General features: G+C 43.1%; 20 protein-coding genes. 16 read left to right on the top strand and 4 right to left on the bottom strand.

Annotated features, from left to right (window positions below):
• Both IEY13_RS19585 and IEY13_RS19580 read left to right on the top strand, forming a co-directional pair.
• Positions 1-1632 (top strand): RagB/SusD family nutrient uptake outer membrane protein, encoded by a 1632-nt coding sequence (locus tag IEY13_RS19585; protein ID WP_188955375.1) that lies wholly within the window; start codon positions 1-3, stop codon positions 1630-1632.
• Positions 1633-1736: 104 nt separating this feature from the next.
• On the top strand, positions 1737-2045 hold the full coding sequence (locus tag IEY13_RS19580; protein ID WP_188955373.1) for a DUF3467 domain-containing protein: 309 nt from the start codon (positions 1737-1739) through the stop codon (positions 2043-2045).
• Between the two features lie 10 nt (positions 2046-2055).
• Here IEY13_RS19580 and radC read toward each other — a convergent pair whose 3' ends face one another.
• Positions 2056-2745, bottom strand: coding sequence for a RadC family protein (radC, locus tag IEY13_RS19575; protein WP_188955371.1), 690 nt, complete (start codon positions 2743-2745; stop codon positions 2056-2058).
• A 70-nt stretch (positions 2746-2815) separates the two neighbouring features.
• Here radC and IEY13_RS19570 point away from each other — a divergent pair, with 70 nt between their 5' ends.
• The gene (locus IEY13_RS19570; RefSeq protein WP_188955369.1) at positions 2816-3763 is read left to right on the top strand and encodes a ribose-phosphate pyrophosphokinase; all 948 of its coding nucleotides are present in this window, start codon (positions 2816-2818) and stop codon (positions 3761-3763) included.
• A gap of 30 nt (positions 3764-3793) precedes the next feature.
• On the top strand, positions 3794-4384 hold the full coding sequence (locus IEY13_RS19565) for a 50S ribosomal protein L25 (RefSeq protein WP_188955367.1): 591 nt from the start codon (positions 3794-3796) through the stop codon (positions 4382-4384).
• 50 nt (positions 4385-4434) lie between these two features.
• Here IEY13_RS19565 and IEY13_RS19560 read toward each other — a convergent pair whose 3' ends face one another.
• Positions 4435-5667 (bottom strand): sensor histidine kinase, encoded by a 1233-nt coding sequence (locus tag IEY13_RS19560; protein ID WP_188955366.1) that lies wholly within the window; start codon positions 5665-5667, stop codon positions 4435-4437.
• Positions 5668-5845: 178 nt separating this feature from the next.
• On the opposite strand from IEY13_RS19560, the gene pth reads away from it, so the two are divergent.
• The 4 genes from pth to IEY13_RS19540 all read left to right on the top strand — a co-directional run bounded on the left by pth (position 5846) and on the right by IEY13_RS19540 (position 9797).
• Positions 5846-6421, top strand: coding sequence for an aminoacyl-tRNA hydrolase (gene pth / locus IEY13_RS19555; protein WP_188955364.1), 576 nt, complete (start codon positions 5846-5848; stop codon positions 6419-6421).
• A 120-nt stretch (positions 6422-6541) separates the two neighbouring features.
• Complete coding sequence (locus tag IEY13_RS19550) at positions 6542-7153, top strand: fumarylacetoacetate hydrolase family protein (protein WP_188955362.1); 612 nt, start codon at positions 6542-6544, stop codon at positions 7151-7153.
• Between the two features lie 18 nt (positions 7154-7171).
• On the top strand, positions 7172-9241 hold the full coding sequence (locus IEY13_RS19545) for an alpha-ketoacid dehydrogenase subunit alpha/beta (protein ID WP_188955360.1): 2070 nt from the start codon (positions 7172-7174) through the stop codon (positions 9239-9241).
• 58 nt (positions 9242-9299) lie between these two features.
• A complete protein-coding gene (locus IEY13_RS19540) occupies positions 9300-9797 on the top strand; it encodes a ferritin (RefSeq protein ID WP_188955358.1) in 498 nt (165 codons plus the stop codon).
• 88 nt (positions 9798-9885) lie between these two features.
• On the opposite strand, the gene IEY13_RS19535 is transcribed toward IEY13_RS19540, so the two are convergent.
• Entirely contained in the window at positions 9886-12279 is a 2394-nt protein-coding gene (locus IEY13_RS19535; protein WP_188955356.1) for an alpha-ketoacid dehydrogenase subunit alpha/beta, read from the bottom strand.
• A gap of 52 nt (positions 12280-12331) precedes the next feature.
• Between IEY13_RS19535 and IEY13_RS19530 the strand changes: the two genes are divergently transcribed.
• The 3 genes from IEY13_RS19530 to IEY13_RS19520 all read left to right on the top strand — a co-directional run bounded on the left by IEY13_RS19530 (position 12332) and on the right by IEY13_RS19520 (position 14538).
• Positions 12332-12814, top strand: coding sequence for a DUF1573 domain-containing protein (locus IEY13_RS19530; RefSeq protein ID WP_188955355.1), 483 nt, complete (start codon positions 12332-12334; stop codon positions 12812-12814).
• Between the two features lie 6 nt (positions 12815-12820).
• Positions 12821-13204, top strand: a complete 384-nt coding sequence (locus IEY13_RS19525; protein WP_188955353.1) for a DUF1573 domain-containing protein — start codon at positions 12821-12823, stop codon at positions 13202-13204.
• Between the two features lie 131 nt (positions 13205-13335).
• The gene (locus IEY13_RS19520) at positions 13336-14538 is read left to right on the top strand and encodes a pyridoxal phosphate-dependent aminotransferase (protein WP_188955351.1); all 1203 of its coding nucleotides are present in this window, start codon (positions 13336-13338) and stop codon (positions 14536-14538) included.
• Positions 14539-14910: 372 nt separating this feature from the next.
• Here IEY13_RS19520 and IEY13_RS19515 read toward each other — a convergent pair whose 3' ends face one another.
• Positions 14911-17475, bottom strand: a complete 2565-nt coding sequence (locus IEY13_RS19515; protein ID WP_188955348.1) for a zinc-dependent metalloprotease — start codon at positions 17473-17475, stop codon at positions 14911-14913.
• A gap of 158 nt (positions 17476-17633) precedes the next feature.
• Between IEY13_RS19515 and IEY13_RS19510 the strand changes: the two genes are divergently transcribed.
• The 5 genes from IEY13_RS19510 to IEY13_RS30465 all read left to right on the top strand — a co-directional run bounded on the left by IEY13_RS19510 (position 17634) and on the right by IEY13_RS30465 (position 22375).
• Positions 17634-18230, top strand: a complete 597-nt coding sequence (locus IEY13_RS19510; protein ID WP_188955346.1) for a TetR/AcrR family transcriptional regulator — start codon at positions 17634-17636, stop codon at positions 18228-18230.
• 491 nt (positions 18231-18721) lie between these two features.
• Complete coding sequence (spt, locus tag IEY13_RS19505; RefSeq protein WP_188955344.1) at positions 18722-19945, top strand: serine palmitoyltransferase; 1224 nt, start codon at positions 18722-18724, stop codon at positions 19943-19945.
• Positions 19946-20218: 273 nt separating this feature from the next.
• Entirely contained in the window at positions 20219-21547 is a 1329-nt protein-coding gene (locus tag IEY13_RS19500) for an inositol-3-phosphate synthase (protein WP_188955342.1), read from the top strand.
• Entirely contained in the window at positions 21547-22005 is a 459-nt protein-coding gene (locus IEY13_RS19495) for a phosphatidylglycerophosphatase A family protein (protein WP_188955340.1), read from the top strand. The genes IEY13_RS19500 and IEY13_RS19495 overlap by 1 nt, the downstream gene beginning before the upstream one ends.
• A 4-nt stretch (positions 22006-22009) precedes the next feature.
• Positions 22010-22375, top strand: a complete 366-nt coding sequence (locus IEY13_RS30465) for a GtrA family protein (RefSeq protein WP_188955337.1) — start codon at positions 22010-22012, stop codon at positions 22373-22375.
• Position 22376 lies beyond the last annotated feature (1 nt).

Raw genomic sequence — 22376 nt, 5'->3', positions numbered from 1 at the left:
ATGAAACGTTTTATTTTATATAGTATCGCGTGTTGCGGCTTGGTTTTGTTTGCATGTAAAAAAACATCACTTAATCAGATTAACCCGAATGATCCAACGCCAGAATCGTTAACAACTGAGGATGGCGTGCAGGCTTTTGCATTAGGCATTTTTCAAAAATGGATAGCAGATGTGCCCAGTGCAGGAGAGTCTAATATTATGGTAATGGTACAAACAAACCATAGTATTCTTGGTGATGAAATTTTCAGCCCTTATGGTAACTGGGGTTGGAGGTATGTGGGGCAGGTTGATCAGATTACGCTTCCCAATGGCACAGCAGTACGCAATCCGCTTGGAAAAACGCTGAAAGAGCAGCTGCAGAGCACTAACAGCCGCCAGGCAGGAGAAATAAACTCCTTTATGTACGAGTGGAATGTATGTTATTTTATGAATGTGCAGGCTAATCTGCTGTTGAGTGCGTTAGAGAATAGCGCTTTGCAGTTTACCGGTGATGCAGCCACTAAAAGAAATACTTTAAAGGCATGGGCATATTGGTGGAAAGGCTTTGCTTATTCCAGAATAGGTTCTATGTATTTGGCAGGTGTTATTAATAATGATGCCAATAGCACTACCAACGGTAATTTTGTTGATCGTAATGCCATTATTGCTGAGGCTGATAAAAACTTCGAGTCTTGTTTAACGCTTCTGAACGGGCTTACGGTAAATGAGACTTACAATGCCATGATGACGGCTATTGTACCCAGCTTTAACCGTAACGATCAGATTGTGACGCCGCAGATGTGGGCCCGTCAGATATACAGTTATAAAGCACGGAACATACTGGTAAATAAAAAAGTGGCTGCTATGACGGCGGCAGATTGGACGGCGGTTCAAACTAATGCTAATAAAGGTTTACTGAAAACAGATTATACGTTCCGGTTTGGTATGGATCCTAACTCCACCAACGACCTTACTGCTGCATTCTTTCATCCCTATACATTAGTAGGCGAAGCACAGGCATTTACTTTTGTTTCTGAGAGGCTGGTGCAGGACTACAAACCCACTGACGCGCGTTTGGCCAAAGGGTTTGAAGTTATGGCTACCGGCAACTGGCAGGTTAACCCAAGAGGCAGGGGGCTTCAGTTTGGAACCCGCTGGGCAGTGGTGCCTATTGAGGCGGGAGGGCTTTATGCTACCAACGACAACCAGGGAACTGTGCCTATTGGTTGCAGTTGGGAAGAAAATGCTTTAATGCTGGCGGAATATGGTATACGAAACGGAAATATTGAGGCAGGGCTGGGGTTGATTGATGAAGTGAGAGATTTTCAGGCTTCCGGTCTTGCACATGTTCAGGGAACAGGCCTGGCGCTGACAGCAGCACTGGAAGAGCTGAGACTTGAAAGACGTGGTGGTTTGTTTTTACGGGGTGTTGCTTTTTATGATGCCCGCCGCTGGGGGGTAACTGCTCCTGTATCGGCAGGTGGTGGCAGAAAAGGAGGTATTGTATTGGTGCCTGGCTCTTACACCAATACTACCAATCCGCAACCACTTCCGTGTACACTTGATTACAATTATCTGGACTATTGGGATGTGCCACAGAATGAATTAGATTTTAATGGGGCACTTACCGGGTCTGCTCCTATAAAAAATTAGCTGTAAACCGGAATACAATGATAAAATCCCCTGGTGCAAAACGCCAGGGGATTTTTATTTCACTTTTTAGTTTATCGCTACATTTGCCAAAACAGATATTCATCATGTCCGATCAGCAACAGAATCAGCTCAATATTGAAATAAGTGAAGAAATTGCAGAAGGCACTTATGCCAACCTTGCTATTATTACGCACAGCCATGCAGAATTTGTTATGGACTTTGTAAGTGTAATGCCTGGTACGCCTAAAAGCCGGGTGAAGTCGCGTATTATTTTCACGCCTATGCATGCAAAGAAATTTATGCGTGCTTTACAGGAGAACGTAGAAAGATACGAAGCTGCCAATGGTGACATTAAAGATCTGGATCAGTTTGACATTCCTATGAATTTTGGCGGTCCTACAGCTCAGGCTTAAATACATTCCTTTACAGCAGATCGTTATCTGCAAAGCTATAATAGCCCTCCTCACTTACAATGATATGGTCAACCACCTGTATGTCTAAAGTGAGGGCGGCTGTTTTTATTTTTTGGGTGAGTGCAATATCGGCCTTGCTGGGTGTAAGGCAACCGCTGGGGTGGTTATGGCAAAGAATCATTTGTACAGCATCATGGGCCAGTGCTATTTTTAAAATAATACGCGGGTCTGCCACCGTACTGGTAATGCCACCCTCACTTACAATTTGAAAGTGCGTTACCCGGTTGCCCTGGTTTAGAAAAAGAACTGCAAACTGTTCCTGCTTTTTAAATTGAAGTAACGGACGCACATAATCGGCAGCATTCCGGCTGCTGCTTACAGCTTTTCTTTTCGAATAACTGGCATCACGGCGAAGCCCCAGTTCAATAGCTGCACTAATAGAAACTGCTTTGGCAGGGCCGATGCCTTTTATATTTAAATTCAATATATCTTTTACAGAAAGCCGGCTTAGCTTATTTAAGTCGTTATTAAGTGCAGAAAGTAGTTCCTGAGCAAGCATAACAGCACTTTTTTGCCGGGTACCGTTATTAATAAGTACTGCTATCAATTCTGAATTGCTAAGATGGCTGGTGCCTTTGTACAGCAATTTTTCTCTGGGGCGGTCATCTACAGCCCAGTGTTTGATAGCGGTGCTTGTCATAGACAAATTTATTTATACCCAAGATACAATATCCCTCTGAATTTTTATCTTCGCCGCTCATTGTTTAGTTATGAATCCATCGGTCAAGATCTTTTCAGGCACAGGATCGCAGCACCTTGCGGAGAAAATAGCCAAAAAGTTTGGCGCTCCTTTAGGCAAAATCAATATTCAGAAGTTTAGCGACGGCGAGTTTCAGCCGGTTTTCCTTGAAAGCATCAGGGGAGATTATGTGTTTTTAATTCAAAGCACATTTGCACCTACTGATAATCTGATGGAGCTGCTGCTTATGATAGATGCGGCTAAAAGAGCCAGCGCCTATAAAATTGTAGCGGTATTACCTTACTACGGTTTTTCGCGGCAGGACCGGAAAGACAAACCCCGGGTAGCCATCGGGTCTAAACTGGTAGCCACTTTACTGGAGGCGGCAGGTGCAGACAGGGTGATTACCATGGACTTACATGCCCCTCAGATTCAGGCTTTCTTCGAAATTCCGGTAGATCATCTGGACAGCTCTGCCATTTTTATCCCTTACATTGAGCAGTTAAAGCTGGAAAACCTTACCTTTGCGGCCCCTGACGTGGGTAGTACCAACAGGGTGCGTGAAATAGCCAGCTATTTTAATGCAGAAATGGTAATATGCGATAAGCACCGTAAAAGGGCGAATGAGATTGCCAGCATGGTGGTAATAGGAGAGGTGAAAGACAGGGATATTGTTCTGGTAGATGATATCTGCGATACAGGTGGTACCCTTGCAAAAGCAGCAGGATTGCTGAAAGAAAAGGGAGCCAGAAGTGTTCGCGCTTTGTGTACCCATCCTATTTTAAGTGGTAAAGCATACGAGAACATCGAAAACAGTGTGCTGGAAGAACTGATTGTTTGCGATACCATACCATTGAAACAGGAAAGCAGCCGGATCAGATCATTAAGTGTGGCTGATTTGTTTGCAATAGCTATCAGAAACGCATACGAAAACAAGAGCATAACCAGCCTCTTTATTCATTCGCAGCGGAAGAAATAGCACAACGTAGTGTATTAAAAACCATAATAAATGAAAACGATTACAATCGAAGGACAACTGAGGACCGAATTTGGCAAAAAAGCCACCCGCCAACTGCGCTCTCAGGAATTAGTGCCAGGTGTAATTTACGGGGGTGCCAAAGAGGTAAACTTTACTGCCTCTGCCAAGGCTTTCAAGCCTCTGGTGTATACCGGTGAATTTCAACTGGCTGAAGTGAAACTGGATGGCAAAACTTATCAGTGTATTCTGAAAGACCTGCAGTTTGACAAAGTTAACGACAGCCTGATCCACGTAGATTTACTGGAGCTGGTAGGTGACAAGCCTGTTGTTGCTACACTGCCACTGAAGTTTGTAGGAACTTCTGTAGGTGTTAAAGCTGGTGGTAAACTGGTTACCAAAGTAAAGGCTGTTAAAGTAAAAGTTTTACCTAAGTTCCTGAGAGAAAATATCGAAGTAGATATTACCACTCTGGACCTGAACGGTAACATTCGCGTTGAAGACGTGAAAGCTGAGAACATGGAAATCATGAACTCACCACGTATTCCGGTTGCATCTGTAGTGATGACCCGTCAGCTGAAGCAGGAAGAAGCAGCAGCAGCGAAAGATGACAAGAAAAAGTAATTTTTCTGACATTCAGAATAGAGAGCCCCGTTTACAAAAGCGGGGCTTTTTTATGCACTTACTGTATCGGCAGGAAGTGCAATAGTAAATACACTGCCTGTTGGATAGTTGGGCTTTATAATTAACCTGCCATGATTTTTTTCAACAAACTCTTTGCAAAGCAGTAATCCCATGCCGGTGCCCTTTTCGTTTTGCGTGCCGCGGGTTGACACATTTATTCTGCCTGCTGTTAGTAATTGCAGTTGTTCTGACGCTATTCCCGCTCCCTCATCGGCAATAGAGATTAATACAAAGCCATTTTCTTTGCTGCTATAAATATGAATGCCGGTACCCGGTGTACTGAACTTAATAGCATTGGTAAGCAGGTTACGGAAGATGATTTTGAAATGATCTGTATCGGCCCGGCAGGATACATGGTGTTGTATGTTATTCACTACCCGTAGGTCCTTTTTAGTAATGACAGGACTGAAAAGATTGATTTGCTCGGTTATAAGCGGCATTACTGCAAACACACTGGATTGCACTGAAATGCCGTTTAACTGCGACCGGCTCCAGTGCAACAGATTAGAGAGACTGCCTTCCAGGCTTTCTACCTGCTGAATAAGCAATGAGGATATATCTGTAAACTCTTCCGCACTCATCATGTTATACTGCACCAGATTAAGCGAACCCCGAAGGTTACCCAATGGCGATGTCATATCATGTGCAATAATGGAGAAGAGTTTTTCTTTGGATTGATTCAGTATTTCCAGCGATCTGTTGTTTTTTTCCAGTACATCTTTCTGATCCATCAGCTGTAGCTGTTGTACGTATAGTTCGCGGTGTTTTTCTTCAATCTGTTGCTGATAGTTTATATGTTCTTTTCTAAAGTAGTTGAGTGATACAATAAATAAAATAAGCATCATGCCTATGTTCATACATGCACGCCAGCCGGTAATTATTTCAATTTCTATATGCCTGCTTATGGTAAAGTACACCAATAGATACAGCCCTGCATTTACGGCACTGAAAGCATATATAAACCATTTGTTATTGAAAAGAATTAACGCCAGTACAATGTTTAGCAGAAGATAATGCTCGGCACCGTTACGGTAAAGCATGGCAGAAGACGTGAACAGAATGGTACTGCCTGAAATAAGAATGAGCCTGGCCAGGTAAAACTTTCTCTTGTAATTAATGTAAAGGATAGAAACACCGCCCACAAATACGATAAAACAGATAAGGGCCAGTGTGTATTTGTGCTGAAGAAAGTTGACCAGCGAAAAGCTGCTGCAGATAGGCATGCAACTAAGGATACATAGGTTGATCAGCCGTGTTCGCTTTACCTCATCAAAGGGCATATCTTCACTGATACCACTGTTTGTTATTCTTTTAAACAGGGATACAGCAGCAGACACGGGGGGAACATTGATCATAAAAACGACAGTAAATGTACTAATTTTGCGAGGATTTAACTGAAACATGAGCAAATACCTTATTGTAGGGTTGGGAAATATTGGGGCTGAATACGCCCATACAAGACATAATATTGGCTTTGATGTGGTGGATGCGTTTGTGCAGAAACACGGCGGCAATTTTAAAGTTGACCGCCTGGCAGAGATTGCAGAAGTGCGGTGGAAAGGCAGAATTTTTGTTTGTATAAAGCCCACCACTTATATGAACCTTAGCGGGAAAGCATTTAAGTACTGGATGGATAAAGAAAAGCTTACGCCCGAAAATACTTTAACTATTGTGGATGACCTGGCGTTGCCAATAAGTAAGTTAAGGGTAAGGCCAAGTGGCAGCGATGCGGGACATAACGGATTGAAAGATATACAGTTGGTGCTGGGCACGGATAAATATCCTAAGCTGCGGTTTGGGATAGGAAACGATTACCCAAAGGGTATGCAGGCCGATTTTGTACTGGGAAAATGGCTTTCTGCTGAATTGCCTGTTATACAAAAGAAAATAGAGGCTTGTGTTACTATTATTGAGCAGATAGCTACTATAGGATTGGAAAAAACAATGAACCAGGCGAATAATTTAATGTTTGAATAGAAAGATAACTGATTAACAGTAAATTAGCGTAAATATAATGCAGGTAACCGGCGGAGTGCCTGATGCAGTACCACATAAGGCACGTTTGAGGCTGTGTTACCGTAGACTAAAATTTTATCTATGAAAATCTTTTGCGTTGGCAGAAATTATGTTGAGCATGCCCGGGAATTGAAAAATGACATTCCAGAGGACCCCGTTATTTTTCTAAAGCCTAAAAGTGCATTGCTGCAACCACACACTCCTTTTTATTACCCGGAGTTTTCTAACGAATTGCATTACGAAGCTGAACTGGTATTAAGAATTTCCAAGAATGGAAAGTATATACAGGAACGCTACGCCCACCGTTATTATGACGCTATTACTGTTGGTATTGATTTTACAGCCAGAGACTTACAGAACGAACTGAAGCGGAAAGGACTGCCCTGGGAAAAAGCCAAGGCCTGGGATAACTCTGCTGTAGTTGGTAAATGGATTCCGGCGGTACCCGAAATTTTTAAAGGTGCTATTAACTTTTCTTTGTTGCTGAATGGCGAATTGGCACAACAGGGAAGAAGTTCTGATATGATTTTTTCGTTTGATACCATCATTTCGCATATATCGCAGTACTTTTCGCTGAATATTGGCGACATTGTATTCACAGGCACACCGGCAGGTGTAGGTGAGTGCGTGGTGGGGGATGTACTGGAAGGATATTTTGAGAAAGAAAGATTATTTGAATTGGAGGTTAAATAAATTGAGATATAGTAAAACATGCTTGCAGTTAACGAAATAGCCAGGGCGTACGAAATTATGACTACAGCCCGGGCCATGGGCGATTTGTATGAGAACAATCGTGCTACGTGCAAGTATGTTCATTCCACATCCAGAGGTCATGAAGCTATCCAGATAGCTACAGGGTTGCAATTGCTACCCTGTGACTTTGTTAGTCCATACTACCGGGACGACAGTATGCTGCTTACCATGGGGTTTACACCTTACGAGTTGATGCTGCAGCTGATGGCAAAGGCAGATGATCCGTTTTCCGGTGGCCGGTCTTACTACTGCCATCCGAATAATAAGCGGGGTAACGGCAGGCCGGCAATCATTCATCAGAGCAGTGCTACCGGTATGCAGGCTATTCCTACCACAGGCGTTGCACAGGGTATGCGCTTTCTGGAAGAAACGCATGCATTGTATTTACAGAAAGGGCCGGGAGGAGAGCAGCCTATTGTGGTGTGCTCTCTGGGAGATAACAGTGTTACTGAAGGGGAAGTAAGTGAAGCCCTGCAATTTGCTGCCTTGAAACAGTTGCCAATTTTGTATCTGGTTCAGGATAATCAATGGGGCATAAGCGTTACCGCGGCAGAAGCCAGAGCCATGAATGCGTATGAATACGCAGATGGTTTTAAGGGCCTGCATAAAATGCAGGTAGATGGCAGTGATTTTATTGGTTGTTATATAGCTATGCAACAAGCGGTTTCGTTTGTAAGGCATAAGCGAAAGCCATTGCTGGTGCATGCTACCGTGCCACTGCTGGGACATCATACCAGCGGGGTTAGAAAAGAAACCTACCGCTCTAAAGAAAATCTGGGGCAGCATACAAAACAAGATCCCTATCCTCCGCTACATCAGCTGATGCTGATGCATGGTTACAGCAATGAGGGGATTGCACAGATTAATCAGGATATTAACGACACCGTAAATGACTCTTTTGCACGGGCAGTTGCGGCAGCGGACCCCGCACCCGAAACTGTTACGGAGTTTGTTTTTGCCCCAACGCCGGTTACGGAAGAGAAAGGAGTAAGAGCGCCCGAAGGGAAAGAACGGGTGATGATGGTGGATGCCGCTCTGCATGCGATTGAAGAGATAATGGCCGCGCATCCGGAAAGTTTGTTATACGGACAGGATGTAGGCAAAAGACTGGGAGGGGTATTCAGAGAGGCGGCTACATTGGGTGATAAGTTTGGTGAGAAGCGTGTGTTTAATACAGCTATACAGGAAGCGTATATTATTGGTTCTACCATAGGCATGGCTGCCCTGGGGTTAAAGCCGATTGTGGAAGTGCAGTTTGCCGACTACATTTACCCGGGGCTGAACCAACTGGTAACAGAGGTATCTAAATCGTCCTACCTGTCTGCCGGCAAATTCCCCATACCTATGGTATTGCGGGTTCCTACAGGTGCTTATGGCGGAGGTGGGCCTTACCATAGCGGAAGCATTGAAACCACGCTGTTATCTATTAAAGGTATTAAGGTGGTATACCCTTCCAACGCGGCTGATATGAAGGGGTTGATGAAAGCTGCTTTTTACGATCCTAACCCGGTAGTGATACTGGAGCACAAAGGTTTGTACTGGAGCAAAGTGCCCGGAACAGATGGTGCAAAAACCATAGAACCGGATAAAGATTATATTCTACCCTTAGGCAAAGCGGCTGTTACCCAAAAAGCCAGTTCTAAAAGAATAGCAGCCGGGGAATCTTTATGTGTAATTACCTGGGGCATGGGGGTGTATAAAGCAAAAGCCGCATCTGCCGATTTTGCCTGCCAGGTAGAAATTGTAGACTTACGTAGTTTATTTCCACTGGATGAAGCACTGGTATTTGAGACGGTTAAAAAACACGGCCGCTGCCTGGTGCTTACAGAGGAGCCTCAGAATAATTCTTTTGCCGAAGCGCTTGCGTATAGAATAAGTAAAGCTTGTTTTACCAGCCTGGACGTGCCGGTAGAGGTGCAAGGGGCGTTAAATTTACCTGCGGTACCTATTAATACTGCTCTTGAGGCGGCTATGATACCCGGAACGGATGCCGTGAAAGAAAGATTGCAGTTTCTATTAAACGCCTGATAATAAGGTGACTAAAAAACTGTAATTTCAGCTACATATTTACCCAAATTAGAATATTATGCTATCTAAAACCGTACAGGAAGCACTGAATGACCAGGTGTTTATGGAAGCACAGTCTTCACAAGCATACCTTGCCATGGCAAGCTGGGCCGAAATTCAACCAGGCTTAAAAGGGGTTACCCAATTCTTTTTCAGACACAGTGAAGAAGAAAGACAGCACATGCTTAAGCTGATCCATTATATTAACGAGCGTGGCGGTTTTGCAGTAGTACCTGCACTGGCGCAGCCCGTACTTACTTTTGTTTCGTTGAAGAAGGCTTTTGAGCAGCTGATGGAACATGAATTAAAAGTGAGCAGCAGCATTAACGACCTGGTAGATCTTTGTTTGAAAGAAAAAGATTACGCTACTCATAACTTTTTACAGTGGTACGTAAACGAGCAGATTGAAGAAGAAAGACTGGCCAGAGAGTGTAATGACAAACTGGAAATGATTGGTGATGACAAAAGTGGTTTATACCTGTTTGACAGAGATATTATGACCATGGATGCTCAGTAACGCTATCTAAGCTATACAACAAAAATAAAGCCCCCGATAAGTACATGCTTATCGGGGGCTTTATTTTATATAATATTCTGAAGCATGATTATTCGCTCATCATTTCCTGTATTACCTCAATTACATCTTCTGTATTGGGCTTGCTGAAATAATCGCCATCGCTGCCGTAGGCAGGACGATGAGCCTGACCGGTAATGGTGCGTGGCGCCACATCCAGCCATTTATATCCTCCCTGTTCTTCCATTACTTTATTAAACATATATGCAGCTGCGCCACCTGGTACATCTTCATCTACAAAAAGAATGCGGTTGGTTTTTTTCAGCGATGCAAAAATACTGTGGTTAATATCGAAAGGAAGTAAGGTTTGTACGTCGATAATTTCAATGTCTATACCTAATGCAGCCAGTCTTACACCAGCTTCCTGCACAATTCTTAATGTGGCGCCGTAGGAAACTACCGTAATATCTGTACCTTCTCTTACTACCTCAGGAATACCCAGTGGCACTGTAAAGTCCAGCAGGTTTTCCGGCATGCGCTCTTTTAAACGATATCCGTTCAGGCACTCGATCATAATAGCCGGATCATTGCTTTGCAATAAGGTATTGTACATACCTATTGCCTGAACCATGTTACGGGGCACACATACATACATGCCACGGAGGGAGTTAATGATCATGCCCATGGGCGAGCCACTGTGCCAGATGCCCTCTAAGCGATGGCCGCGCGTGCGTACAATCAAAGGGCAGCTTTGCTGACCACCTGTACGGTAATGTAAAGAAGCTACATCATCACTCAAAGGCTCCAGACCATACAACAGATAATCCAGATATTGTATTTCAGCTATCGGACGCAGGCCACGTAAAGCCAGGCCAATGCCCTGCCCCATAATGGTAAGTTCGCGGATGCCGGTATCGAATATGCGCTCAACGCCATGCTTTTCCTGTAAGCCGGCAAAGCCCTGGTTAACATCGCCAATATTGCCTACATCTTCACCAAATGCAACCACTTTAGGGTTGGCGCTGAATAACTGGTCAAAATACTTATTCAGTATTTCGTAGCCATTTACCGAAGGGCTGTTATTGCCATAAGTAGCTGCGTTGCCTGCAACGTGTAAAGCACTTTTAGGACCTTCGTTATAGAGCAATGTATTATAAAGCTGTTTGTTCAGCTTTTTCAGTTCACTGCGGTATGCTTTTAAATCGCCTGCAGAAGGAGAGGCACCTGCTATTTCCACTGCCTGAGACAGGGTGCGCATAATGTCTCTCCGCAGTGGCTCACGATTGGTTTCCAGATCCTTTGCCAGTTGCTGAAGGCGGCCGTGTGCTTCTATATCGTTAACTACGGTATTCTTAATTAGGCCGGTTACTTCATTTACCTGCTCTTTAATGGGAACCAGGTATTTTTCCCAGGCTCTGTTTTTGCAGTCACGTACATACTTTTTAGCATTCTCTTCAATAACGGTCAGCTCTTCCTCGTCACCAAGCCCGTTTTCAATAATGAACTCGCGCATTTGTTTGATACAATCCCATTCTTTTTCCCATTCCAGACGCTCGGTAGATTTATAACGCTCGTGGCTGCCGGAAGTAGAATGGCCCTGGGGCTGTGTGATTTCTTCTACATGGAAAACTGCAGGAGTGTGTGTATCGCGTATTTTCTGCAGGCCTGATTCAAAAACCTCGCACATGCCGGCATAATCCCAGCCTTTTACGCGGTAAATGTCGATGCCATTGGTATCTTCTTTCTTCTCAAAACCTTTCAGGGCAGCGGAAATGGAGCCCTTGGTGGTTTGATATTCGCGGGGTACAGAAATGCCGTAGCCATCATCCCAGATAAAAATAGCCAGCGGAACCTGAAGCACACCGGCGGCATTTACCGTTTCCCAGAAATGTCCTTCGCTGGTAGAAGCATCGCCTATAGTACAAAAGCAAACTTCATTTCCGTTGGTAGAAAGGTTATCAAACTGCTGTAATACAGGTGAATTTCTGAATAGGGTAGAGGCAAAAGCTAAGCCCAGTGCACGTGGCATCTGAGCAGCGGTAGGGGATATATCGGACGATATATTGCGTTGATTGGCAAGATCTACCCATTCGCCTGAAGCATCTACGTTAGGAGTGGCAAAGTGCCCGTTCATCTGGCGGCCCATGCTGAATGGTTCTCTTTCCAGATCGGGATCGGCATACAACTGGGCAAAAAACTGCTCCACAGTAGCCAGTCCTGTTGCAAACATAAAAGTCTGGTCACGGTAGTAACCAGCCCTGTAGTCACCAGGTTGGAAAAACTTGCCCATTGCTACCTGTGCCAGTTCCTTCCCATCACCAAAAATGCCAAACTTAGCTTTACCGGTAAGTACTTCACGGCGACCCAGTAAACTGGCCTCGCGACTTTCCAGTGCAACCTTATAATCGTTCAGCACCTCTGCTCTGAATCCTTCATACGAGAGCATGTAATTGCTCATTTCGATGTTTGCAGACGTATTGTTCATGCAGCAAAAATAAATTAACAATCAACTAAATTGTAACATCTTGTGCAAATGAATGAAGTTTATCTCTAACTTTATCTTTGTAAAAAATAAAATTTGCTCATATATGAGAAGATTTGTCTTTTGTGTGGCAGCTTTTTTGGCTTTTAGCAGCGTAAAAGCACAGAACCCATCTGCATCTACTCAGGCTCCTGATATAACCCGGGTGCTCAATTTTAAGGAAACAGATCACGATCTGGGCAAAATTCCTTATGGAAAACCCGTTGAGTTTGATGTTGTTATGACTAATATCAGCAAAGACTCTGTTAAAATAGAGAATGTACAAACGCAATGTGGCTGTACTACTCCAAAATGGCAGGCCGGGCCTTATGCTGCCGGGCAGAGCTTTAAAATTACATTAGGCTTTAATGGTTATACCGACGGTCATTTTGAAAAATATGTTACCGTGTTTTTCTCCGGCGGCCTAAGCCAGCAGCTTAAGTTTCATGGTGATACATTTAAAGAAACAGTACAAAATACCCCAAATAAAACCAAATAGAGATTTATGAAAAAGTTGTTATTCCTGGCGAGTTTCCTGATTGGTATCAATGTTTTTGCGCAAGCTCCTGAAACTCCGGTTAAATTTGAGGCTACCAAACATTCTTTTGGTCAGGTTCCTCAAAGCATTCCTGTTACCACTACTTTTAGCTTTACTAACACCAGCGATAAACCGGTAATTATTGAAACTGCAACTGCAGAGTGCGGCTGCACCACTCCGGAATATCCTAAAACTCCTATCTTAAAAGGACAAACCGGTGCTATTAAAGTTACCTATAACGCTGCCAGCCCTGGTAAGTTTACCAAGAATGTACACGTTAAAGTAGCAAGTGTTCAACAGCCTTTCCTGTTAACTATTGACGGTGAAGTGGTTCCTAAGAAAAGTAAATAAGACTTAAGAGTTATATATAATTAAGTAAAGCGGGAAACAGGCAGCTGTTTCCCGCTTTTTTTGTGACTGGTTTGGCTAAAATGATCTATACAAACGTTTGATAAATTAGGCGATTCGCGTAGGTTTGCGCCATGGCACACTTAAGTATTAGCAAACGAGGACAGGAAATGCCTGCGTCTCCTATTAGAAAACTGGTACCTTTTGCAGACGCTGCAAAGAAAAGAGGGGTAAAAGTTTTTCATCTTAATATCGGGCAACCGGATATTGAAACACCAAAAACGGTACTGGATGCGGTGCGGCATTCAGATTTTAAAATACTGGAATACAGCCATAGCGCCGGTAACGAAAGCTATCGCAAAAAACTGGTTCAATATTACAGCCAGGTAGGTGTGAATGTAAATCACAACCAGATTATAGTAACCACCGGAGGGTCGGAGGCTATTTTATTTGCTTTTATGGCCTGCCTTGACGCGGGTGACGAGGTAATTATTCCCGAGCCGTTTTATGCCAACTACAATGGTTTTGCTGTAGAAGCCGGTGTTAAAGTGGTGCCTATTACTGCATCTATTGAAGATGGTTTTGCCCTGCCTCCGATAGCTGAATTTGAAAAAGCTATTACGCCACGCACCAAAGCTATTATTATCTGTAACCCCAATAATCCAACCGGGTATTTATATAGCAGGGAAGAAATGGAGGTACTGAAAGAGATTATTCTCCGTCATAATCTGTATTTATTTTCTGATGAAGCCTACCGCGAGTTTTGTTACACTGGTACCCACTTCAGTGCCATGCAGCTGGAAGGAGTAGACGATAATATTGTTCTGGTAGATACTATTAGTAAGCGCTATAGCGCTTGTGGAGGCCGGATTGGCGCTTTTGTTACGAGGAACAATGAGCTGATACAGGCTGCAATGAAATTTGCACAAGCCAGATTAAGCCCTCCCAGCTTTGCGCAGATTGCAGGTGAGGCAGCAGTAGATTTGCCTGCTGACTATTTTGATGCTACAAAAGCATTGTATCAGTCGCGTCGCGATTTGCTGGTGAAAAGATTAAACGCCATGCCAGGTGTATTCTGTCCTAACCCGGGCGGAGCGTTTTATGCGATGGCCAAACTGCCTATTGATGATGCAGATAAGTTTTGTCAATGGCTGCTGGAAGAATTTAACTATAATAATCGAACAGTGATGCTGGCACCTGCTACCGGTTTTTATGGAACAGCGGGTTTGGGAAAGCAGGAAGTACGATTAGCATATGTATTAAATGAAAATGATATAAGTTCTGCTATGGACTGCCTTGAAAAAGCTCTGGAGGCCTATGTAGCTTTAATTGCTTAAAAATCAATTCGTTTTATAGTGGCTCAGTATTTTAAGAGGCTAATTTTGATGTATTAAATTAAAAAATATATCATTGTTTATATCTCTAAAAGCGTTTATTTTGTGTCATAGAGCGAGTGATTTGATATTTGTAGTCTCAAAATACGAACGGGTACCTTTCCTCAGCTTAAATTATTATTTACTTAACGTAGTGCGGAGCAGTAGGAGTTGTGTAGTTTATACATTTGCACCCTGTAAGTAACAGAAATAAGATATTTCAAGAATTTTCATATGGCAAGCAATCGAAGACGCCCTTTTGTTTCTACAGAGGGGCTTTTTCTTTTATAGGCAAAAAAAGAGGGTTTCTGTATCAGAAACCCTCTTTTAATTTTACTACTTAATTGTAAGCGCATTGTCTATAAGAAAAACGAGGTTGTTTCGATGAGCCTTGGTTTCTTCATTAGAAGATACTGCTGAGCCCAGTTTGGTTTTTATTTTCTTCAGCGTGAATCTCGCAGCTGCTTTAGATACATCATCCACAGGAGAATTGTCCGAAGATATTTGCACCAACCCTTTTACAAATGCATTCTGCAGGTACTGTCTGTAAACATTTACGTTGGTTTGCATATCCGCGTCAAAAATGCCTTTAGTAAGGTCAGTCATTACATCAGCCAGGCTATACTGGTTGCCATACAACCGGCTGTTGGTAATACGCTGCATAGTTGGTGTACTTAGTATGTGGGCTAAGGCTCCATTTACCTGAATATTTAAAAATACACTGGTTATTTTAAAGTCTTCACCGGCGTTGGGCTGGTTAAAGCCTCTTCTCTGATACTGCAGATAGGGAAACACCTGCGCGTCTGCACTAAAAGCATCAGGCGCAAACACGTATTTGTTTAAAACGGCAATAGCACGTTTTTGAGTAGCAACCGGCGTAGGGGTGAAAGGCTTGCTGGCCGATTTCTGGTCGGGGAAACTTCTGTCAACATATACACCGCCAATATATCTGCTTACAGCGGCAATCATGTTGGCACGTTGCGCATTCAGGGTGTTATATCTTGCTCTCAGTTCAGCATAAGACTGGTCTGGTTTGCTGTACTTGGCTACAATTTTTCCCATCAGGTTATTTACCAGCTGAAAACGTTCCTCCGCATAGCCAATAGCATCGCTGCTGAGATCGTTGATGTTTACGCGTGGGTCCATTGCTTTACCGGGCGCACGCATATCATCCCCATCGTTACCAAACGTTAATTTAGGATCTGTGCTGCGGGATAAAATGGTGTGCAGGCCTCTTTTTTCTTCGCTTTCGCTGTTGAACGGCGTGTAACCATATTCAATAGCCCATAAATCGTAAGGGCCGGCTTTGGTAGTATAGTAGTCGCCCTGCTTGCTTCTGTCCAGCGCAATGTTAATAGCGGGATAGTCCATCACCGAGCCGATAAGGCCGATGCGTCGTGTAATACTGGTATCATTCAATTCTGCCGGACTGAGCATCTGGCTGGCCTTCATGTTATGGTTAAGTCCCAGGGTATGCCCCATTTCGTGCATAATTAAATAAGTAAGGAACTGCCTGTGCATCTCTTTTATTTCTTCTGCACCTGCACCCGCTGCTTCCAGCGTAGTAAGGCCGGTAGTGAACTGGTTTTTTAGTTCCTGCGCCAGCTGGCAGGTAAAGTGTGAATGAGGAGTCGTTTCAGGGCTTGCTACCGGAAACGCTGGCGCTGGCGCTGCGCTAACCAGTTCATCAAAAATAGGAGTTGCGCTGCCGGAATACCATTCTACGGTAATATCTGCTCCCAGTATCTGACCTGTTTTAGGATTAACAAAGCTGGGCCCGATAGCACCATAGTTAGGTTGGGCAGAAGATACCCAACGTATTACATTATAATGTATGTCTGAAGGGTCCCAGGTGGCTGTGTCGGGCATAATCTTCATCTGAATAGCATTTTTGAAACCTGCTTTTTCAAAAGCTTCGTTCCATTTCAAACCTGCTTCTACAATTGCCTGACGATATTCCACCGGCGTTGTGTTTTCTACCCAGTAGGTAATGGGTTCTACCGGCTCACTTAATGCAGCACCGGGATTTTTCTTTTGCAGGTTCCAGCGGTGGATGGCATCTTTATAAGGTACGGGGCTGATGCTGGTTAAATCTGTAACCTCTTCCATAAAATAGCCCACCCTGGGGTCATCCCTGCGGGGAAGGAACTGATTCTCTGGCATGGCAATAAGGCTGTGCTGCATTCTTACCCGTACATATCTTCCATCGGTAATGTCTGCACCACTGGGAGCCATATTGTTGGGGTTATCATAAGCCAGGTCTACCACCACATCTGTATTATCGGGGAAAGACCTGATTTGTTGGTATTTACTTTTTTGCCCGTTAAGCATGCCCAGGTTAAAAACATACATGGTGCTGGGGCCGGGTGGAAAAACGGGTTTAATACCATCCAGTTTGTCGCTCAGAAAAAGCGCGTCTGCATTAATAAGATATCCCACAGAATCTTCACCTGATATCTTCTCGGCAATTACCACTGCTTCAGGCTTGTCTACATTAGCCGTTTTGCTGACTGCATTGTTTTTATTGTAGTAAAAACTGGTGTTTACCTCAGATATTTCCAGTTTATCAAACGCTTTTTCAATTTTAAACACACTGGTTGTCCGGTGCATGCCCTGGTTTAAAAACAGGGAAGTGGGGCCATTAACAGAAAAGCTTTGATAAATAAACTCTTTACCCAGCTGATCGCGACGCACGTAAAGCTGCACACTTCCGGTGGCAGTATCCTGGTAAAGTGTGAAGAGCCCTGTTTTTTTTTGGCTGCTTTTCACTTTTTCACTGATAGAGGGCTTTTTTGCCTGTTTGGTAGAATCTGCTTTAGGCTCACCCGGTTTTGTGGGAGAGCTGGTTTGGGCCATGGCCATAGTGCCGGATAATCCGCAAACCAGTAGAAAATATTTCATGAGCAATTGTTTGTCTGAATTTATTCCATTTACACGTTTGTAAAAGGGCTTTTACATGAACGGCAAGTGTTAAAAAAAAGTTTAGATGAGAAAAAAGCTGGGTGTAGAGTGAAAACTTCTTACTTTTGGACCACAAAACCTTTTTGGTCTAAAAATTTATGCTTCTCTCCAAAGATGAAATAATAAAAGCAGAAGTGCTGCAGGAAGCAGGAAAGCTTTTCCGTCATTTTGGTCTGAATAAGACCACCATGGAGGACATTGCGCGTGCAGTAGGCAAGGGAAAAAGTACCCTCTATTATTATTATAAAAGCAAGGAAGAGATTTTTGATGCGGTAATGAAGCATGAAAAGGATGCCATTTTTAAACGTATTCAGGATGCGGTTGCCTTGCAACCCACTGCTACCGCTAAAATGGAAGCCTATGTTCGTGTGAAGTTTAACGAGATTTCCAAAATAAGCGTTCTTTATCAGGCGGTTGTGCGTGAAGTGCAGAACTGTAACGAAATTGAACGCAATATCAGAAAGGGATTTGACAGCGTAGAAACGGATATTGTAAAAAGCATTCTGCAGTATGGGTTGGTTACCGGAGAGTTTTCCCGTTTAAAGCAAAGTGAGCTTGATCTGCTGGCTTTTACATTGGTAAGCAGCCAGCGCGGGGTAGAAATTGCAGCTATACTGGGTAACAGGTTAGGAGAGTTAGAGGCGCAGATTGATTGGTATATGGAAGTGCTCTTTAACGGGATTAAAAATTTGTAGATATGTTTTTAGACCCGGATACGTTTGGGTTCTAAGATTTGGAGATATAAGGTTGGGTTATAAGATCGAAAGAAGGGATGTAAGGTATTAAGGATGAGTATTGGTATTGATTTAAGTTGTCCGGTGCATCTTAGCTGAGTGCAACAACGTTAGCAAGGAATGTAAGAGGAAGATGTACCGGATAATCAATACAAAAATTAAACAAGATGTGAGTCAGGGAGGCGGAAGCCTGCCCAAACTATAAACTTCTACAGTTGGATTTGGTTATAATTTCACGGCGGTTGTTTCTACAGCCGCCTCTTTTTTAAACACAATAGCTTAATTAATATATAACATTCGCAATATGTTGAGAACGGGCGTTTTTTAAATTTTTTTGAACAAATAGCCATTTTGTTCTAAATATCCTGTTATTTTTGTTTTTCGTTCTCCGACCAAACTGAAATAAATTCGTTCCCTGTAAACGTTTTACAACATATTGAAATACAGGCTAAATGCAGAAAAATCTAAAAGAAAAGATTGCGTTGTTTAAAGACGCCGCAATGATTAAAGAAAAAGGCTTGTATCCTTATTTCCGCCCGATTGAATCAGCGCAGGATACAGAGGTAATGATTGAAGGGAAAAGGGTACTGATGTTCGGTTCCAATTCTTATTTAGGTCTTACTAATCACCCTGCTATTAAAGAAGCCAGCCAGAAAGCGATAGAAAAATATGGCTCTGGTTGTGCCGGTTCCAGGTTTTTAAACGGAACTCTTGATCTTCATGTAACCCTCGAAAAAAGATTAGCCCGTTTTGTAGGAAAAGATGATGCGGCAGTGTTCAGTACGGGTTTCCAGGTAAATCTGGGTGTTTTAAGCTGTGTAACCGGTCGTAACGACTATATTATATTGGATGAGTATGACCATGCTTCTATCATTGACGGTTGCAGGTTGTCTTTTTCTAAAGTAATTAAATACCGCCACAATGATATGGCTGATCTGGAGCATAAACTTGCCCAGCTGCCTGAGAATGTGGTGAAAATGATTGCAGTTGACGGTGTCTTCAGCATGGAAGGGGATATTGTAAAGCTTCCTGAAATTGTTCGTCTGGCTACCAAATACGGTTGTAACATCATGGTAGATGATGCACACGGTTTGGGTGTTATTGGCGAAAAAGGTGCAGGTACTGCTTCTCATTTCGGATTAAACGAGCATGTGGACCTGATTATGGGAACCTTCAGTAAGTCACTGGCTTCATTGGGTGGTTTCATTGCCGGAGATTACGATACTATTGATTATATCAGACACAGAGCACGTTCACTGGTATTCAGTGCCAGTATTACCCCTGCTTCTGCTGCAAGTGTTATTGCTGCGCTGGATTTAATTGAAAGCGAGCCACATCACATTGATAATCTGTGGAAAAACACAGATTACGCTAAAAAAATGCTGCAGGAAGCTGGTTTTGATCTGGGAAGAACAGAAAGCCCGATTCTGCCAATATATATCCGTGATAATGATAAAACTTTCATGATCACCAAGTTATTACAGGAAGATGGTGTGTTTGTGAACCCGATTGTATCTCCTGCCGTTCCACCGGAAGATACGCTGATTCGTTTCTCGCTGATGGCTACCCATACCTTCAGCCAGATTGAAGAAGCGGTGGAAAAGCTGGTTAAAGCAGCTAAAATGGTAGGGCTGGAGTTGACTTCAGATACTAAACATGCGAATACTGCTAACTAATAGTTAGTTATAATACCAGTCGTATTGCAGATGAATACAGGCACTGCAATACGACTTTCTTTAAGAACTACTGTGTTCATTTTTTTTGTAAGGCAGCCGGCATACCTCTCTTATGCGGCTTTTGTTTTAACGCTGTTACAGCGATGGTCTGCCAGGGCCGGTTCCGGATTGTATTAGTGGTTACAAGTTATTCTTATACGTTACGTATATCTTTGCCTCGCTTGCAAAGATTTTGGGTCTATATATTAGTTATTCTATAAATCAAACAACAATATGAAAGAGCAAATTCAGAAAGCCGAAGGGAAACTAGGCATTTTGACGCCAGGCATGGGTGCAGTAGCTACCACGTTTATGGCAGGGGTGATTGCTGTGAACAAGGGTTTAGCTAAGCCTATTGGCGCTTTAACTCAAATGGGTAACATTCGTTTGGGTAAAAGAACCGAGAGCCGCTACCCGCTGATTAAGGACTTTGTGCCTTTGGCTAATCTGCAGGACATTGTTTTCGGTGGCTGGGACCTGTATGAAGACAATGTGTACCAGGCTGCTGTTCATGCAAAAGTGCTGGAATCTTCTTTACTGGAAGCCATTAAGCCCGAGCTGGAGGCTATTAAGCCTATGAAAGCTGTGTTCGACAGAACTTTTGTAAAAAATCTGGATGGTACTTATATTAAAACCGGCGCTACCAAATGGGATTTGGCGAAGCAGGTGATGGACGATATTGAAAATTTTAAAGAGGCGAACGATGTAAACCGCGTAGTAGTGGTTTGGTGTGGCTCTACTGAAATATTCTTTGAAGCCTCTGAAGTACATAATTCTGTGGCAGCTTTTGAGCAGGGATTGAAGGACAACGATCCTAATATTTCTCCCAGCATGATTTATGCTTACGCAGCTATCAAATTGGGTGTACCATTTGCAAACGGTGCTCCTAACCTTACGGTAGATATTCCTGCTCTGGTGGAACTGGCCAAAGAAACCAATACGCCTATTGCCGGTAAAGACTTTAAAACAGGTCAGACTTTAATGAAAACAATCCTGGCTCCTGGCTTACAGGCAAGAGCGCTGGGTGTACACGGATGGTTTTCTACCAACATCCTGGGTAACAGAGATGGTCTGGTATTAGATGATCCGGACAACTTTAAAACAAAAGAAGTTTCCAAGCTGGGTGTTCTGGAAGATATTTTCAAGCCGGAAACCAATCCAGATTTGTACGGTGAGATTTATCACAAGGTGCGTATCAACTATTATCCGCCACATGGCGATAACAAAGAAAGCTGGGATAACATCGATATTTTCGGCTGGTTAGGTTATCCTATGCAGATTAAGGTAAACTTCCTTTGCCGCGATTCTATTCTGGCAGCACCTATTGTACTTGATCTGGCATTGTTTATCGATCTGGCTAAAAGAGCTAATATGTCGGGTATTCAGGAGTGGTTGTCTTTCTACCTGAAATCGCCGCAAACAGCTCCCGAACTGCGTCCGGAACATGACATCTTTAAGCAATTAATTAAATTACAGAATACCTTACGTCACATGATGGGTGAAGATTTAATCACGCATCTGGGACTGGATTACTACCAGGAACTGGTAGATGCATTGCATTAATGATGTTGATATCTAAAATTATAACTACCTGTCTGGGAATAGGTTACATTCGAAAGGGTGGTGGAACATATGCTTCTATAGCTACTTTATTAGTTTGGTACGCTGCCCAGGCAGGTGGCAATTATAGCCCTAATGGACAATTAGTGGCTATAATTGTATTATTGGTACTGGGAATTTTTTGTGGTGATGTGGTAGAAAAGGAATGGGGAAAAGATAGTTACAGAGTTGTAATAGATGAAGCAGCGGGTATGTGTATTACACTACTCTATATTCCGTTAAAATGGGAGTATATGCTTACAGGTTTGGTGCTGTTTCGTTTTTTTGATATAGTAAAGCCCTTGTATATACGAAGGCTGGAGAAACTGCCCGGCGGACTGGGCGTTATGATGGATGATGTTGCCGCCGGTATATATGCTTATCTGATATTGAGGCTGATCATCGCAATGCACTTATTCTAGCAGCATGTTTATAAAAGCTCAGTTGGCTTCTCTCTCTGCTTCCATTATTGACTATTCAACTTTTTTGTTGCTGAATAAGTTGTTTCATGTGCCAGGACAATTTGCTACTGCAGCAGGTGTAACGGCAGGAGGTATTTTCAATTTTACTATAAACCGGCGATGGGTTTTTGCCGGCACTGAAAAAAGCAGGTGGAACCAGATACTAAGATATATACTGGTTTGGTGCGGCAATTTTTGCCTGAATGTGGGGGGATACAAGGTTTTATCCCATGCAGTGAATTGGGATCCAGCCTTTATTAAGGTATTAGTATCGGTTATCGTAGGTATATCCTATAATTATATTCTTCAGAAAAGGTTTGTGTTTAAATAGA

This window comes from Filimonas zeae, from assembly GCF_014641615.1.
GTDB classification, from domain to species: domain Bacteria; phylum Bacteroidota; class Bacteroidia; order Chitinophagales; family Chitinophagaceae; genus Filimonas; species Filimonas zeae.
This window is presented reverse-complemented; position numbering and strand designations above follow the sequence as displayed.